General features: G+C 65.1%; 16 protein-coding genes. 1 reads left to right on the top strand and 15 read right to left on the bottom strand.

The genetic code is table 11. From position 1 onward, the window contains the following. Window positions 1-22: 22 nt before the first annotated feature. Window positions 23-916 (bottom strand): DMT family transporter, encoded by an 894-nt coding sequence (locus GRZ55_RS03685; RefSeq protein ID WP_169285496.1) that lies wholly within the window; start codon window positions 914-916, stop codon window positions 23-25. Between the two features lie 39 nt (window positions 917-955). Continuing rightward, a complete protein-coding gene (locus GRZ55_RS03690; protein ID WP_368856578.1) occupies window positions 956-1609 on the bottom strand; it encodes an RNA polymerase sigma factor in 654 nt (217 codons plus the stop codon). 314 nt (window positions 1610-1923) lie between these two features. On the opposite strand from GRZ55_RS03690, the gene GRZ55_RS03695 reads away from it, so the two are divergent. Next, on the top strand, window positions 1924-2949 hold the full coding sequence (locus tag GRZ55_RS03695) for a LysR family transcriptional regulator (RefSeq protein ID WP_169285497.1): 1026 nt from the start codon (window positions 1924-1926) through the stop codon (window positions 2947-2949). A gap of 31 nt (window positions 2950-2980) precedes the next feature. On the opposite strand, the gene GRZ55_RS03700 is transcribed toward GRZ55_RS03695, so the two are convergent. From GRZ55_RS03700 to GRZ55_RS03760, 13 genes are all read right to left on the bottom strand, one after another. Further along, window positions 2981-3256 (bottom strand): DUF2274 domain-containing protein, encoded by a 276-nt coding sequence (locus GRZ55_RS03700; RefSeq protein ID WP_011583169.1) that lies wholly within the window; start codon window positions 3254-3256, stop codon window positions 2981-2983. Between the two features lie 43 nt (window positions 3257-3299). Beyond that, window positions 3300-4466, bottom strand: a complete 1167-nt coding sequence (locus tag GRZ55_RS03705) for a TrbI/VirB10 family protein (protein WP_210257190.1) — start codon at window positions 4464-4466, stop codon at window positions 3300-3302. Next, the gene (trbG, locus tag GRZ55_RS03710) at window positions 4463-5449 is read right to left on the bottom strand and encodes a P-type conjugative transfer protein TrbG (RefSeq protein ID WP_169285498.1); all 987 of its coding nucleotides are present in this window, start codon (window positions 5447-5449) and stop codon (window positions 4463-4465) included. Before trbG ends, GRZ55_RS03705 begins: the two co-directional genes overlap by 4 nt. Then, a complete protein-coding gene (trbF, locus tag GRZ55_RS03715; protein ID WP_169285499.1) occupies window positions 5446-6135 on the bottom strand; it encodes a conjugal transfer protein TrbF in 690 nt (229 codons plus the stop codon). Before trbF ends, trbG begins: the two co-directional genes overlap by 4 nt. Then, window positions 6132-7484 carry a P-type conjugative transfer protein TrbL gene (trbL, locus tag GRZ55_RS03720; RefSeq protein ID WP_169285500.1) on the bottom strand — a complete coding sequence of 451 codons (1353 nt, stop codon included), beginning with the start codon at window positions 7482-7484 and terminating at the stop codon, window positions 6132-6134. Before trbL ends, trbF begins: the two co-directional genes overlap by 4 nt. A 2-nt stretch (window positions 7485-7486) precedes the next feature. Beyond that, window positions 7487-7756 carry a putative entry exclusion protein TrbK-alt gene (trbK-alt, locus tag GRZ55_RS03725; RefSeq protein ID WP_011583164.1) on the bottom strand — a complete coding sequence of 90 codons (270 nt, stop codon included), beginning with the start codon at window positions 7754-7756 and terminating at the stop codon, window positions 7487-7489. Between the two features lie 22 nt (window positions 7757-7778). Beyond that, window positions 7779-8540, bottom strand: coding sequence for a P-type conjugative transfer protein TrbJ (trbJ, locus tag GRZ55_RS03730; RefSeq protein ID WP_169285501.1), 762 nt, complete (start codon window positions 8538-8540; stop codon window positions 7779-7781). Beyond that, window positions 8537-11029, bottom strand: coding sequence for a conjugal transfer protein TrbE (gene trbE / locus GRZ55_RS03735; protein WP_169285502.1), 2493 nt, complete (start codon window positions 11027-11029; stop codon window positions 8537-8539). The genes trbJ and trbE overlap by 4 nt, the downstream gene beginning before the upstream one ends. 10 nt (window positions 11030-11039) lie before the next feature. Then, entirely contained in the window at window positions 11040-11321 is a 282-nt protein-coding gene (locus GRZ55_RS03740; protein WP_011583161.1) for a VirB3 family type IV secretion system protein, read from the bottom strand. Next, window positions 11318-11674, bottom strand: coding sequence for a TrbC/VirB2 family protein (locus GRZ55_RS03745; RefSeq protein WP_169285503.1), 357 nt, complete (start codon window positions 11672-11674; stop codon window positions 11318-11320). The genes GRZ55_RS03740 and GRZ55_RS03745 overlap by 4 nt, the downstream gene beginning before the upstream one ends. A 17-nt stretch (window positions 11675-11691) precedes the next feature. Beyond that, complete coding sequence (gene trbB / locus GRZ55_RS03750; protein WP_169285504.1) at window positions 11692-12675, bottom strand: P-type conjugative transfer ATPase TrbB; 984 nt, start codon at window positions 12673-12675, stop codon at window positions 11692-11694. Between the two features lie 287 nt (window positions 12676-12962). Next, window positions 12963-13391, bottom strand: coding sequence for a CopG family transcriptional regulator (locus GRZ55_RS03755; RefSeq protein WP_169285505.1), 429 nt, complete (start codon window positions 13389-13391; stop codon window positions 12963-12965). Between the two features lie 10 nt (window positions 13392-13401). After that, window positions 13402-15396, bottom strand: a complete 1995-nt coding sequence (locus tag GRZ55_RS03760; RefSeq protein WP_169285506.1) for a conjugal transfer protein TraG — start codon at window positions 15394-15396, stop codon at window positions 13402-13404. Between the last annotated feature and the right edge of the window lie 5 nt (window positions 15397-15401).

Consider the following 15401-nt stretch of genomic DNA (forward strand, 5'->3'; position numbering starts at 1 on the left):
CCTGTGCGGCATGAGAGATGAACTATGTAGTCGGAGCGACTCGGCCCCGACTGTTCCGTTCAACGATCGCGACGCCGATACCCGTAAGAAGCAGCCCCAAGATCAACAGAGGTCCGATCTGTTCTTCGAACATCGTAACTCCGAGCAAAAGGGCCAGCACAGGGGTCAGGAAAGTGAATGCATTGGCATGGCTGAGGGAAACCCGGTCGAGCACCCAGAACCAAAGCCAGTATGACAAGGCCGTTCCGGGAAGCGCCAACAGGGTCAGCGCAATGACAAAGTCTGGAGAAAGATGAATGTCGGAAGGCTGCTCTGTCAGCAGCGCTAGGATCGCGAGAGGCACCGCACCGAGAAGGAGCTGTGCCGCCATCGCGACGAGCGGATCGATGCGGCTGCGAACCGTCTTCATCAGCACGTTGCTGACCGCGAGCCCGGCGGCGGCGAGGACTAGATAGGACAAGGCGAAGATGTCGCCGGGGCCACTTCCGATGCCCAATCGTGGCATGGCGACCGTGAAAATACCCAAGAAGCCGATGCCCAAGCCGATATACTGCGACGGTCGCAGACGTTCGGAGAGGAACCCAAACGCCAGGACCGCAGCGATCAACGGCTGGGTGTTGGTGAGAATGGTCGCGAGTCCCGGCGACACGAACTCCGCGGCGTGAAACATTCCGAAATATGCGAAGCCGGTCGCTCCCATTCCGATGGCGCCGAGCGCCACCCACAATCGGAGATCCATCGGGATCGGTCGTCGGAGGAGCGCAGCGACAAGAGCCAGCGACATGCCGGCAACGATCGCCCGCAGCGCGGCGAAGGTCATATGGGGCGCATGCTCCAGGCCAACCGTGATGAGCGGAAAGCAGAGTGCGTTGAGAAAGGCAACCAGGACGAGGATGGGCGCGAAGCGAGTGAGCATGAACCCGTCCCCGGACGATGCGGCCGCAAAGGGCTGTCTTTACTTCGCTCGACCGGCGACGGCCGCGTGCTCGACTCGAAATTTCTCCGCCTTCTCGCAATGGCAGTCGAGGAAACCGTGTATCGGACACGTCCGACACATCTCTTCAAGGCGTTTGCGCAATGCACGACGCCCGCGGTGCAGCCGCACGGTGACGTTGTTCAGCGAGGTGCCGAGGCTTGCCGCGAGCCGGTCTCGTGGCTCCCCCAGGATGTCGGCGCGCCAGATGATGTCGGCGTATTCAGCCTTGAGCGTCGGCAGCAAACGATAGAGGCAGTTGCAAATGGCCGCGTCCAGCTCGGCGTCGGGTTCGGCTTCGTGGCTTTCCAGCGTTTCGGGATCAAGCTCCTCCTCGCGCTGGCGTCTGCGGATCACATCTCGTTGATGGTCAACGATCGTCGTCGCGAGAATCCTGCCCAGCCAACCGCGCACGGTGCGAACGTCGCGGAGCTGTGCCGCCCGCTCTAATGCGCGAAGGGAGAAGCGTTGAAGCACTTCCTCCGCCTCGTCCCGGTCGCGAAGACGATTCTGAAGAAAATGCAGTATTGTTTGCTGGGCCTCAACCAATGCGCGTTGCACTGCGGCGTCGTGAGGCTTTGAAGCCTCACCTTCCCATGCCCCTTCTGGCATCTCCTGATCTTCGTCGTCCGCCACCAAACTCTCCTTCCAAGCAGCAATCCCCAAGCGCTCGGCTGCCGAAGCTTGCTCCAACAAGTCGATGTTTCTCTCTCGTAAGTCTTTAATCCAGATCAAGATTTTGTCGCGCGCCGAATCTTAACCTGCTTAGCGATGTGGCGGAAACCGCTCGACAGGCTCCAGCAGCGGCTGAATGAAGGCGATCGTCGAAGCTCGCTCCGTGCGAGTGCGAATAGCTTTGCGGACAATCCTCCCAAGCGCATGTCGAAAGCTGACCTCCCTTTGCTACGGCGGCCATTCGGCGGATCTGCGTCGAGAACGGAGGCAACCGCATGAATGACGACCGGCGCGAGCGGCAGATGCAGGTCGGGAACGAAGGTCATATTGATGAGAGCCCGCCACTCGATCTCCGGGCGCTTCGCTACGTGCTGGCAGCAGCCGAGTATCTGAGCTTTCGCCGCGCCGCGGAAGCTCTCGATGCACATCCGTCGAGCGTCAGCCGGGGAGTGAGGGACCTGGAGGACGAAATCGGCGTCGCGCTTTTTGAAAGAGGCGCGACAGGCGTTCGACTGACGGACGCTGGAGCGCGCTTTCTCGATCAGGTGGTCCCGGCGGTGAGACAGATCGGATCGGCGTTTCGAGCGGCGGGCGCTGCCGGCCGGGTGGCGTCCGGCACCGTGAGGGTTGGCATCATCGTGTCGATAGCGGGCGGGTTCATGCGGAACCTCTTGCTCGACTACTCGTCCAAGCATCCGGAGGTGGCGGTCGAAGTCTACGATGGCGGTCGCCGGGATCACGTCGCGGCCCTGCGGTCCCGGCAGCTCGACGTTGCCTTCTTTTCTGGAAGCGGCGAGATTCCCGATTGTGAGATCGCGGAGCTGTGGCACGAACGTGTCCACTTGGCGCTTCCGGTCAGCCATCCCCTCGCGAACTTCGAGCGCCTCGATTGGCCGATGCTCAGGGACGAGCAATTCATCGTAACCAGACGTGAGCCAGGTCCCGAGGTTCATGACTACATCGTGCGTCGGGTGGCCGACTACAGCACATATCCGCGGGTGGAGCACAAGCCCTGCACTCAGGAGACGCTGATGAGCCTTGTCGCACTCGGCCAGGGAATCACCCTGGTCTCATCGGTATGGACTGAGGTGCGCAGGCCGGGCCTCGTCTTTCGGCCCCTCACAGCATGCGAGGATGTCGTTCCGTTCAGCGCGGTGTGGTCGCCGGACAATGACAATCCCGCTCTTCGCCGATTCGTCTCGGTCGCCTACCTTCTTGCCGGCCGGTCGCGCCACGGCAAGGCGCTTACTGTTCGAGCGCAACGCCCGAACGGCGGCGGACGAGATCGCTTCGAGTCCTAACCGAGGCCCTCGGGAAACAGGCTCGATGCGCTCACGCGCCCGGTTCGTGTCGTCGCGCCGGGTCGGCAACGGTCTTCAAACGATTGTCGGTGCGGTCCTTCCTGGCCTTGCGGTTGCGCCAACCGCGATCAGAGCGCAGAAAGTCCTCCAGCATGTGCGGAATCAGCGCGATGGCATCGACCGGCTCATAGAGCCGACTGTGCTCTGCGGCATATTGCTCAAGTTCCTCGCTCAAAGGCTCCGGCAACATGATGGTCCTGCGGACGTAGCGGATCTTGGGCAACGGCCCCAGCTTCAGATCGGACATGGCGCGCCTCCTGCGGTGGTTGGAAAAGTTCGTTCCTGCCGCGTCAGTGTGCGGCGTAGGGCTCGAGAACGAGGTCGCGAGTAACGACGACGCGCATCGGGAACCCCGGACGGATTGTGAGGGTCGGGGCGACCTGCAATTGTCGCTGGATGATCTGCTGGCCCGCGTCGTTGACCGTGTCGCCAGCGCCCCGGCGGATCGCCTGGATAAGCCTGTCCTCGTCGCTCATGGCCATGTTTGTGCCGATCGCTAGCAGCGTTGAAAGACCAGCGGCCTTGGCCAGATCCCACCAATGATAGTCGACCTGATCTTCGAGGCCCGCATAGCCCTGGGTATCGACGCCCGGCTGCCTTTCGAGGACGATGGAGCGTCCGTTCGGGAAGATCAGGCGATTCCACACCAGCAAAATCCGGCGCTGACCGAATGTGACACCGGCGTCGTACTCCCCGATGATCCGGGTCCCCTGCGGAATCAGGAGAAGGCTTCCGGTGGGGGAGTCGTAGACGTGTTGGGTGACCTGTGCTGTGATCTGCCCAGGCAGGTCCGATCGAATGCCGGTGATGAGGGCCGCCGGGATCACCGATCCGGCCTGAAGAACGTAGGGCGAGGCTGGTGCAGCGACGCGATCCGGCGCCACCGTTCGCCGGTCGACCTCGGCGTTGAGGAAGGTCAGATGCCTGTCCTGGCTCCCGGAACCTGTCGGGACAGTCGCGCCGCCGAAGTTCGGCTGGAAGGATGGCAGGCCGGAGCTGGTGTCCGAGCGGGTCTGGAAAAAGAGCTGGCTGGTGCGTGCGGCCTCCATCTCCGCAAGCCGCCGCTGCTCCTCCGGGTCAGCCTGCGGCATCGGCATGGCCTCTGCCGGAATGGGCCGGCCTTCCTCGCGGGAGCGCACGATCGGTCCTCCCAGATCGCCCGGAAGCGGTGGTCCCAATTGTGGGATGCCGCTGTAGTCGGACGGCAGCCCCTGCAAGCCATCGGCCGTTTGGCGGCGGTCGGTGGTGAACAGCTCCTCGCCTTGCCGCTGCCGATCGGCGGTCTGGAGCGCGTAGATCAGCGCACCGCCGATGCCGAGCCCGGCAATGAGGCCGAGCCCGGTCAGCACCTTGCGCGAGACGCGGGTGACGCTTGGCGCCTCCGCCCGCAGCCGCATGGTCGTCGCCGTGTCGGCCGCGCCCATCCCCTCTCCCTTTCCGGTCTCGTTGGCGGTCATGTCGTCGGCCTCCCGTCAGTCCTGACGATCCGCACGATTTGCTGGCGATTGCCGCTGCCAAGCCGAAGTTCGGCCGCCCCGAAAAGGCGATCCACGATCAGGATGTTGTTGTGGACGCGGCTATTGACGATTTCTGGCTGACCGTCCGAGCCGATGACGAAGATCGGCGGCATCTCGCCCTGCACGATGCCGCGCGGGAACTCGATGTAGACCCTCCGGCCGTCGTCATAGACCGAGATCGGACGCCACGGAGGTGCATCGCCGGTGAGGCCATAGCGGTAGTTGCGCGACGCAACAGCCGGGATGATCGGTGCGGCGGGAGCGGTCTGGCGTTGCGAGGCCGGAGGTGTGGGATAGGCCCAGGCGACTGCCGGCATGTAGGGATTTTCGCCGGAGCGCAATTCGATCAGGTAAACGCGTCGGTCCGTGCTGACGACAAGGTTAGTGGTGATGTCAGGCCGGGTCGGCTTGACCAGAACATGCACGCGGCGGTTTGGCCCAGAGCCGCTTTCCGTATCCCCAATGATCCAGCGCGCCGTGTCGCCTGCCGCGATCGGACCGGCGCCGGTCAAGCTCTCGCCGGGCTCCAGCGCGATGGTGGTGATCTGGCCGGGTGCCGCGTAGACCTGATAGAGCGCGCCTTCGCTCCACGGATAAATCTGGATCGCATTGTAGTAGCCCTCGCGCCGAGGCTCGACACGTGCGGCGAGATTGGCGTTTTCGACGCGGGCGGTCGGCGTCGAGGCGGCTGTCCCGCCCGTCGCCGGTGTCCAGGCGGGCGGGACGTGGATTGGGCGGGGCGTCTCGTCGGTGACGGCGGCGGGCACCACGGGCAATGGGGGCACGTCGGCATCGTAGGTGATCTGCGGCGGTCGCGGCGCCGTTGCGCAGCCGGCAAGCGCCGTGGCCGATGCCAGCGCTGCGAGGAGGATACTGGCGCGGACGGCCTTGCGCCCATGCGCGAGTATGGTCGAATCGTTCATTGCCCCAGCTCCCGAGACCAGTTGATTGCATTGACGTAGACTCCCAAGGGATTGCGCCGCAGACGCTCGGCATCCCGCGGCGCCTGGATCGCGATGGTCAGGATCGCGGTCCATCGTTCGGTGCCGGCGAGTTGGCCGTTCTCGAAGCGGCGCTCCGTCCAGGCGACGCGGAACGAATCCGGTGAAGCGCGGATGACGCTGGATACCTCGACACTGATCTGCTGACGGCCGACACGGGTGAACGGATCGTTGGCGCGGGCATAGTCGTTGAGCGCGACCGCGCCGCGGTCGGTCGTGAAGTCGTAGGCGCGCAGCCAATTTTGCCGCACGACGATGGGATCGGCAGGCAGGCCGCGAACCTGCTCGATGAATCGGGCAAGGTGAAAGGCGATCTGGGGATCGGTGGGGCGATAGTCAGCGACGGCGGGTTCGACCGCACGGGCCTCTCCCCGGCTGTCGACCTCGACGACCCAGGGCACGACCGTCCCGCGCGCCGACTGCCAGACCAGAGCCGAAGCGAATCCGGCTGACAGAATCAGGCAGCCAAAGGCCATGAAGCGCCAGTTGCGGGCCTGCACGCGGGCCGAGCCGATGCGGTCGTCCCACGCTTGACCGGCGCGTTGGTAGGGGGTTTCCGGTTCAGGCGTCTTGCCGTAGCGGGTCATCGGTCGCTTGAAGATGTTCATGTGCGGTCACTCTGCGAAAGGCTGATGGAAGCACCGCCGCCGTGGCTATCGCCGGAACGGACGGCATGGGCGGCGGCGGAGACCCCGTGGCTCATCGCCTGGCTGCGGCGCATGCGCTGAGCCCAGGCGGGCGGACCTCCCGTGGTCGAGGAAGCGGTCGCCTCTGGCTCACCGCCGATCGTCCCCATCGAGGAACTGCCGCCGCTCATGGCCATCGCGGAGCGGCTGCCGGCGGCGTAGGACGAGCGCATGGACTCGGAGGCGCGGGATACTGCGCGCTTCACGGGGGCAATCGTGGCGCTGCCGCCGGCCCGCGCGACGCTGCCGAGCCCGGATGCAATTCCGGCTGCTCCACTCTGGCCGGCCGAGCCGAGGGTGTAGGCCGTCGCGGCGCCACCTGCGGCGGCGGCTCCTCCACGTGCGACGGCCGCGCCACCAGAGAGCGCGGCTGCCCCACCGCGTGCGGCGAGCATCGCGCCTCCACCGGCGGCGACCCCAGCACCGGCAACGGCCAGGCCGGTGCCTACGGCAGCACCCGCGCCGAGCTGAGGGCCGCCACTGACAATCCCGTTCGCGATTCCCGGTCCGAAGATGCCGAGGCCGAGAAGTGAGAGCGCTGCGAGCACGATCGCCATCGCGTCGTCTACGGTCGGCTGGTCGCCGCCGAAGCCGGCCGTGAACTCGCCAAAGAGTGTCGAGCCGATGCCGATGATGACGGCCAGGACCAACACTTTGATGCCGGAGCTGACGACGTTGCCCAGCACGCGCTCGGCCATGAACGCACTCTGGCCGAACAGCCCGAACGGGATGAGGACGAAGCCGGCGAGCGTCGTCAGCTTGAACTCGATCAGCGTTACGAAGAGCTGGATCGACAGGATGAAGAAAGCGAGCAGCACGAGTGCCCACGCGAAGAGCAGGCAGATGATTTGCAGGAAGTTCTCGAAGAACGACCAATAGCCCATGAGATCCGAGATGGATTCGAGCAGCGGACGGCCGGCGTCGAGCCCAGTCTGCGCGACACGACCTGGCCGCATGAGGTCCGCGGTCGAAAACCCCGTGCCGGAGGCTTGCAGCCCGAGGCCGGCGAAGCTGTCGAACACGATCTGAGCAAGGGTTTGCCAGTTGCTGATGAGGTAGGCGAAGACGCCGACGAAGATGACCTTCTTGATGAACTTCGCGAGAATGTCATCATCAGCTCCCCATGCCCAGAACAGGGCGGCCAGCGTCACGTCGATCACGATAAGCGTGGTCGCTATGAACGCGACCTCGCCGCCGAGCAGACCGAATCCGGAATCGATGTAGGTGGTGAAGACCTGCAAGAAGCGGTCGATGACGCCGGCGCCCTCCATGCTCAGCGTCCTTCTGTCTGGCCGAGGAAGCGGCGTCGGTTTTCGGCCCAGGCAGCGAGGCAATCGGGATCTCGAGTCGCGGCCTCGCCGATGCCCTGGCATCGGATGAGGCTCTCACGCAGTGGATCGGTGCGGGGCGTTTCCACACCGATCGCAGGCGCCGGACGGTTTGGCGCTGGCGCGTCCCGGCGCGCCATGTCTATGACCGCCGCCGTCATCGCGACGGAGACGAAAACTATGGCTCCGATACGGGTCAGCACTTTGCCGTCCATGATGTCCCCCTTTCCGGCCGGTCTAGTTGGCCGGTTGGTAGCCGGGGCCGGGGGTGAGGAACCGCTGCCGCTGGACGCGCCCCTGTTCGGCGGCAGCCGCGCGCTCGGCATCGACGAGAGCGGTGGCGCGGCCGTTGGCTGCGAGCATGGCGGTGAGGTCGGCGAGCTGTTGCGCCTGAAGCGCGAGAAGCTGGTTGCCCGCCTGTGTCGCCTGGAGGGCCCCAACGGCATTCTGGCTCTGCCCGACGAGGGCGGACATTTCCGTCCTCTGGGCGTCGATGTTGCCAACGACGCCCGCCTGCACCCTCATGGCGTCCTGGAGCGCGCCGACCGTGTTTCCCCAACGATTTCGCGCTTGGTCGACGAGCTGTCGGTCCGTCATCGAGAGATCGACATTGGCGTATTGATTGTCGAAGATCTGGTCGATCTCCCGGACGTCGAAAGCGATACGCTGCGCCTCACCGAGAAGCTGCTGCGTGCGCGAAACAGCCTGCTGGAGCTGCTGGAGCGACGAGTGCGGCAGGCTGGTAAGATTACGGGCCTGATTGATGAGCATCTGGGCTTCGTTCTGAAGCGACTGGATTTGGTTGTTGATCTGCTCAAGAGAGCGCGCCGCAGTGAGAAGGTTTTCGGCGTAGTTGGTCGGATCGAAGACGATCCGGCCGAAGCCGAAGAGCTGTGCATGAGCCGGCGTCGAAACGACCGGCGCGAGTGCAAGCGGGGCTGCGAGCGCGATGGCTATGGCGCTCACGCCGACGATCCGGCGGGTGGAATTGCGGGTCATTGGTCGATCTCCTCTGGAAGCTGGTTGGTGGGCGGCACATCGGCCGGCGCCATCTCGCTGCCGGCAATGTTGGGAAGGTCGGGAATGAGGTCGGCCGCCCAGCCAAGGTCGCAGTCACCGAGCCAGGCTTCGAGAAAGCGGTCGCGGCCGGTGGCGGCCAGGACACGGTCGACACGGGCGTGATGCTGCTTGGAGGATGCGGCGCAGAGCGCGAGCGCAACGTCGCCCAGGCCAAGCTCGAAGAGGCGATTGCCGCGGCGGCTCTGGCAGTAGTAGTCGCGTTTGGGCGTCGCCCGCGCGAGGATTTCGATTTGGCGGTCGTTGAGTCCGAACTTGCGATAGATCGCGAGGATTTGCGGCTCGATTGCACGTTCGTTGGGAAGGAACAATCGCGTCGGGCAGCTCTCGACGATCGCGGCGGCAATCGCCGAGTCACCAATGTCGGAAAGCGACTGCGTGGCGAATATCACGGCAGCGTTCTTTTTTCTGAGCGTCTTCAGCCACTCGCGGAGCTGGTCGGCGAAGTTCTCATCGTCGAGCGCCAGCCAACCCTCGTCGATAATGAGGAGCGTGGGGCGGCCGTCCAGGCGCCCCTCGATGCGATGGAAGAGGTAGGTCAGCACAGCAGATGCAGCGCCGGTGCCGACGAGACCCTCGGTCTCGAAAGCCTGCACCGAGCCCTCGCCGAGATGCTCGCGCTCGGCGTCGAGCAACCGACCCCACGGACCGCCGACACAGTAGGGTTGCAGCGCACGCTTCAATTCGTTCGATTGCAGCAGCACCGAGAGCCCGGTGATGGTGCGCTCGTCGACCGGCGCGGAGGCCAGCGAGGTCAGGGCCGACCACAGATGCTCCTTGACGTCCGGGGTGATCTGAACGCCCTCGCGGCCGAGGATCGACACGATCCAGTCCGCAGCCCATGCCCGCTCGGGAACATCTTGGATGCGCGCGAGGGGCTGTAGCGAGACGGTCGCGTCTGCGCCGTCGCTGAGCCCGCCGCCCAAGTCGTGCCAGTCGCCGCCCATCGCGAGCGCCGCGACGCGGATCGAGCCGCCGAAATCGAAGGCGAAGATCTGGTTGTTCACGTAGCGGCGGAACTGAAGCGCCATCAGCGCCAGCAGCACGGACTTGCCGGCGCCGGTCGGGCCGACGACGAGTGTGTGGCCCACGTCGCCGACGTGAAGGGAGAACCGGAACGGAGTCGATCCCTCGGTCCTGCCGTAGAGCAGCGGGGGCGCGCCGAGGTGATCGTTCCGTTCCGGCCCCGCCCACACGGCCGAGAGCGGCACCATGTGGGCGATATTGAGCGTCGAAACCGGCGGCTGCCGCACATTGGCGTAGGGCTGCCCAGGCAGCGAGCCGAGCCACGCTTCGATCGCGTTGATGGTTTCGGGGATCGACGTGAAATCTCGCGCCTGTATGATCTTCTCGACCAGCCGGAGCTTTTCGACCGCGATTGCGGGATCGCGATCCCAAACCGTAACCGTGGCGGTGACATAGGCTTCGCCCACGTCGTCGCTGCCCAGCTCCTGCAAAGCCATGTCCGCGTCGAGCGCCTTGTTGGCCGCGTCGCTGTCGAGCAGCGTCGACGCCTCATTGGTCATGACTTCTTTGACAATGGCCGCGACGGACTTCCGCTTGGCGAACCACTGGCGGCGGATGCGCGTCAGGAGCTTGGTGGCGTCCGTCTTGTCCAGCAGGATCGCCCGCGTCGACCAGCGATACTCGAACGCCAGCCGATTCAGCTCGTCGAGAATGCCGGGGAAGGTCGCGGTGGGGAATCCGGTGACGGTGAGCGTGCGCAGATGATGTTCGCCCAGACGTGGTTCGAGGCCGCCGGCCAGCGCTTCATCCACGAGGATCGCGTCGAGATACATTGGCGCTTCGGGCACGCGCACGCGCTGGCGCCGGGTCGAGACGGTCGAATGCAGATAGGTCAGCGTCTCGCCGTCATCGAGCCAACCGACTTCCGGCACGAAACCTTCGACAAGCTGGAGGATACGATCGGTCCGATCGACGAAGCCGGCGAGCAATTCCCAGGGATCGACGCCCGTGCGCGCCTTGCCCTCGTAGAGCCAGCTTTCAGCGCGGCTTGCCTCCTCGGCGGGCGGCATCCAAAGAAAGGTCAGGAAGTAGCGGCTTTCGAAATGGACGCCTTCGGCTTCGAATTGCTCGCGCCGTTCGACGTCGATCAGGGCGGAGGCTGCGTCGGGAAACTGGCTGTCGGGATAGTGCGTTGCCTGGACGCGCTGGGCCTCGACGAAGACGGCCCACCCGCTGCCGAGTCGGCGCAGCGCATTGTTGAGCCGGGCCGTCGTGCCGACCAGCTCGGCCGGCGTAGCCGAGTCGAGGTCGGGTCCGCGGAAGCGCGCTGTGCGCTGGAAGCTGCCGTCCTTGTTGAGCACGACGCCCGGCGCTACGAGGGCAGCCCAGGGCAGATAGTCCGCGAGGCGCGTGCTCCGATTGCGGTATTCGGCAAGGTTCAGCATCGCCTTCGCCTCACGCGCGCATGAAGGACGGATAGCGGAGGTGCCGGCGGGTCACGTCCATGAACTGGGCGTCACGCCGCGCCGCCCATACGGCGGCGAAATGCCCGATCGCCCAGATCACCAGACCGGCGAGCCACAGGCGCAGCCCGAGCGCGATCGCTGCGGCGATGGTGCCGTTGGCGATGGCGACGGCGCGCGGCGCGCCGCCCAGCAGAATCGGCTCGGTCAGCGAGCGGTGGACCGGAGCGAAGAAGCCGGCGATCGGCCCGGTATGATCTCCGAGACCGTTCATCCGACCAGCGCCCCGCCGCCGAACGAGAAGAAGGACAAGAAGAAGCTCGACGCGGCGAAGGCAATCGACAGACCGAATACGATCTGGATCAATCTCCGAAAGCCGCCGCTGGTGTCGCCGAATGCGAGCGTCAGGCCGGTGATGATGATGATGATCACCGCAATGATCTTGGCGACCGGCCCCTCGATGGATTCGAGGATGGATTCCAGAGGTGCTTCCCAAGGCATCGAGGAGCCAGCGGCATAGGCCGGGAGCGCATAGAGCATCGTGGCGGCAGAGATTCCCGCGGTGCTGAGCCGGCCGAGGATGCATCGACAAAGCGGCTGATTACGCAGGCGGCGTGCCGAGCGCATGGGCTGTCGTTCAGGGATCATATTTCGTCTCCGTCGTGGCTGGGTGTTGCGGGCTTGAGGCGGTAGTCGCCGTCCGGGCCAAGGCCCTCGACTGCGGAAAGCTCGGAGAGACGGCGCGCGGCGCCCCTGCCGGAGAGCACGGCGATCAGGTCGACCGTCTCGGCGATCAGAGCGCGGGGGACGGTGACGACGGCTTCCTGGATGAGCTGCTCGAGACGACGCAGCGCACCGATGGCGCTGCCGGCGTGAATAGTGCCGGCCCCGCCGGGATGCCCGGTCCCCCACGCTTTCAGAAGGTCCAGCGCTTCGCTCCCGCGCACTTCCCCGATCGGGATGCGGTCCGGGCGAAAGCGGAGCGACGAGCGCACCAGATCCGAGAGTGTCGCCACGCCGTCCTTGGTTCGCATGGCGACGAGGTTGGGAGCGCTGCACTGAAGCTCGCGCGTGTCCTCGATGATGACGACGCGATCCTCGGTCTTGGCCATCTCGGCCAGCAGCGCATTGGTGAGCGTGGTTTTTCCGGTCGAGGTGCCGCCGGCGACGAGGATGTTCTTGCGCGCGGCGACCGCCATGCGCAGCACCTCGGCTTGACCGCTTTCCATGATCCCGGCGGCCACATAGTCGTCGAGCGTGAAGATCGCGACCGCCGGCTTTCTGATGGCGAAAGCCGGCGACGAGACCACGGGAGGCAAAAGGCCCTCGAACCGCTCGCCGGTCTCGGGCAACTCAGCCGACACGCGCGGCGAGCGCGGATGCACCTCGACACCGACGTGATGCGCGACCAGCCGGATGATGCGCTCGCCGTCAGCGGGCGAGAGCCGTTCTCCGGTATCGGCGAGGCCCTCGGCCAGGCGGTCGACCCACAGGCGTCCGTCCGGATTGAGCATCACTTCGACGACGCGGGTATCTTCGAGGAACGCGGCAATAGCCGGACCCATCGCCGTGCGCAGCATCCGCGCCCCGCGTGTCGTCGCTTCCGATTGCCGGCTGAAGTCCGCCATTCCCGTCCCCGTTTTCTCGTGCGCTCGATGGATCGCAGCGCGTCGGGGACGATTAAGAGAACCGGAAAAAGTGCTTAGGCAACAGGGATTTGATCGTAGTAGTGGCCTGGCGTGCAAAGACAGGCGAACGGCGGAATCGAGGGTCCGGATCGATCGGTGAAAACTGGCTGCGAAGCCGAATCAGATGGCGATGCGGTCGGAGGTGACCGGGCGAGCGACATGGTGCATTGGATGCAGCGCGCCGGCCCGGTCAGGCTCGGAAGCTGGCTTTGCGGTCATGCATGGCGTTACTCGCCAGTCGCGTCTGGGCTGTGAGCTTCTATGTCGTCGGGAATCTCGTTCAGGAAGCTCTCGCCGGCGTGCACGCGTCGGGCGAGCGTGTCGATGAAGCCCTCGTAGCGCTGGTGTGCCTTTGCCTGCGCGCTGGCGTGCGCATCGGGATCGAGAGGCGGTGTCACCGCAAGCCAGAAACGGACGAACAGAGCAACGGTTTCCACGGTCACGCCGACATTGCGCTCCAGCCGCAGGAGCTGGCGCGACATGCGGTCGAGGCGACGGGTGAAGGCGGCTTCGCGCCGATCGGCGCCATCGGGCGAGAAATAGGACGCGACTGCGGCCTCGACCACGGCCGTCTGCGCGATGCGCTGGCGGGCGGCCGCATCAACGATCTGGTTGTGAAGCTCGGCGTCGAAATAGCAGTTCATGCGGCGGCGCATCGGCGTTCCCTCACAAATCCATCCCGTCATCGGGGTTCATCGATACCTGCCGGGCGACGCCACGCATCTGACGGCGCAGCGCCTGATTCTGCGCCTGACGCAGTCGGTCCTCGGCATTGTCCTCGACCAGGGCGAACTCACGTTCGGGGGTTGGCTCCGTAGTGTCATGGACGATCTCGACATGCTGCGGCAGCTCCGGCTCGCGGCGTAGACCGGCGTTGGCCCGGTCCTGCTCGGCCTTGTCGAGATCGGCCAGGAGCACTGCGTCTGGCTTTTGAGGTTCAAGCGCCGACCAGCCATCGGCCATTGAGACGCGGTGCTCGGTCGTTGGATCGGGCGGTTGCAGCACGCGCTCGGTGAAGCGGACGTCCTCGAAATAGCGCGCCTTCGTTGCCCGGATCGGCGGCGAGCCGGCAATCATCACGATCTCGTCGTCTGGCGGCAACTGCATCACCTCGCCGGGCGTCAGGAGCTGGCGGGCGGTTTCCGAGCGCGAGACCATGAGGTGGCCGAGCCAGGGCGCGAGGCGATGGCCGGCATAGTTCTGCATCGCCTTCAGCTCGGTCGCCGTGCCGAGGGCGTCGGAAATCCGTTTCGCGGTCCTCTCGTCGTTGGTGGCGAAGCTCACCCGGACATGGCAATTGTCGAGGATCGAATTGTTCTGCCCATACGCCTTCTCGATCTGGTTGAGGCTCTGAGCGATGAGGAAGCTCTTGATCCCGTAGCCCGCCATAAAGGCCAAAGCGCTCTCGAAAAAGTCCAGGCGGCCCAAAGCCGGAAACTCGTCGAGCATCATCAGCACTCGATGCCGTCGATCCCTGGCGTTCAGATCCTCGGTGAGCCTGCGGCCGATCTGGTTGAGCACCAGCCTGATGAGCGGTTTTGTTCGCGATATGTCGGAGGGCGGCACCACGAGGTAAAGGCTAGCCGGGCGCTCGCCCGAGACGAGGTCGGCGATGCGCCAGTCGCAGCGCCGCGTGACGTGGGCGACGACGGGATCGCGATAGAGGCCGAGGAACGACATCGCGGTGGACAGTACGCCCGAGCGTTCATTGTCCGACTTGTTGAGCAGCTCGCGTGCGGCCGACGCGACGACCGGGTGCGGACCCTTTTCGCCGAGATGCGGCGTGGTCATCATCGCCTTCAGGGTCGTCTCAATGGGTCGGCGCGGATCGGAGAGGAAGCCGGCCACGCCGGCAAGCGTCTTGTCGGATTCCGCATAGAGGACGTGGAGGATCGCGCCGACAAGCAGCGAGTGCGAGGTCTTTTCCCAGTGATTCCGTTTTTCCAGTGAACCTTCCGGATCGACCAGCACGTCGGCCACGTTCTGGACGTCCCGAACTTCCCACTCTCCCTTCCTGACTTCGAGCAGCGGATTGTAGGCGGCCGAGTTGGCGTTGGTCGGATCGAACAGGAGCGCGCGACCGTGCCGTGCGCGGAAGCCGGCAGTGAGCTGCCAGTTTTCGCCTTTGATGTCATGCACGACGCAACTGCCGGGCCAGGTGAGCAGGGTGGGCACGACCAGGCCAACGCCCTTTCCGCTCCGTGTCGGGGCAAAGCACAACACATGCTCCGGCCCGTCGTGTCTGAGATAGTCCCGCTCGAACTTTCCGAGCACGACACCATCCTGACCGAGCAGGCCCGCCGCCGCGATGTCCCTCTTTTCGGCCCACCGCGCCGAGCCGTAAGTGTCGAGTCCGGTCGCCTCACGGGCACGGATCACCGACATGGTGATGGCGACGGCAATCGACAGGATACCGCCGGAGGCTGCGATGATGCCGCCCTCCCAGAAGATGCGCGGTGCGTAAGCCTCGAACGAAAACCACCACCACATCAGCGACGGCGGCAGATAGACCGGCCAACCGAATAGCTCGAACCAGGGCTGACCGAGCTGAGGCTGGAAGCCGAGACGCCAGGCCACCCATTGCGTGCCGCCCCACACGGAGGTCAGCACGATCAGGGAGACGATGATGATCTGGCCCCAAAGGATTTTGGTCTGCGTCATGGCGA

The sequence above is a fragment of the Chelativorans sp. ZYF759 genome, assembly GCF_012911015.1.
Taxonomy (GTDB): domain Bacteria; phylum Pseudomonadota; class Alphaproteobacteria; order Rhizobiales; family Rhizobiaceae; genus ZYF759.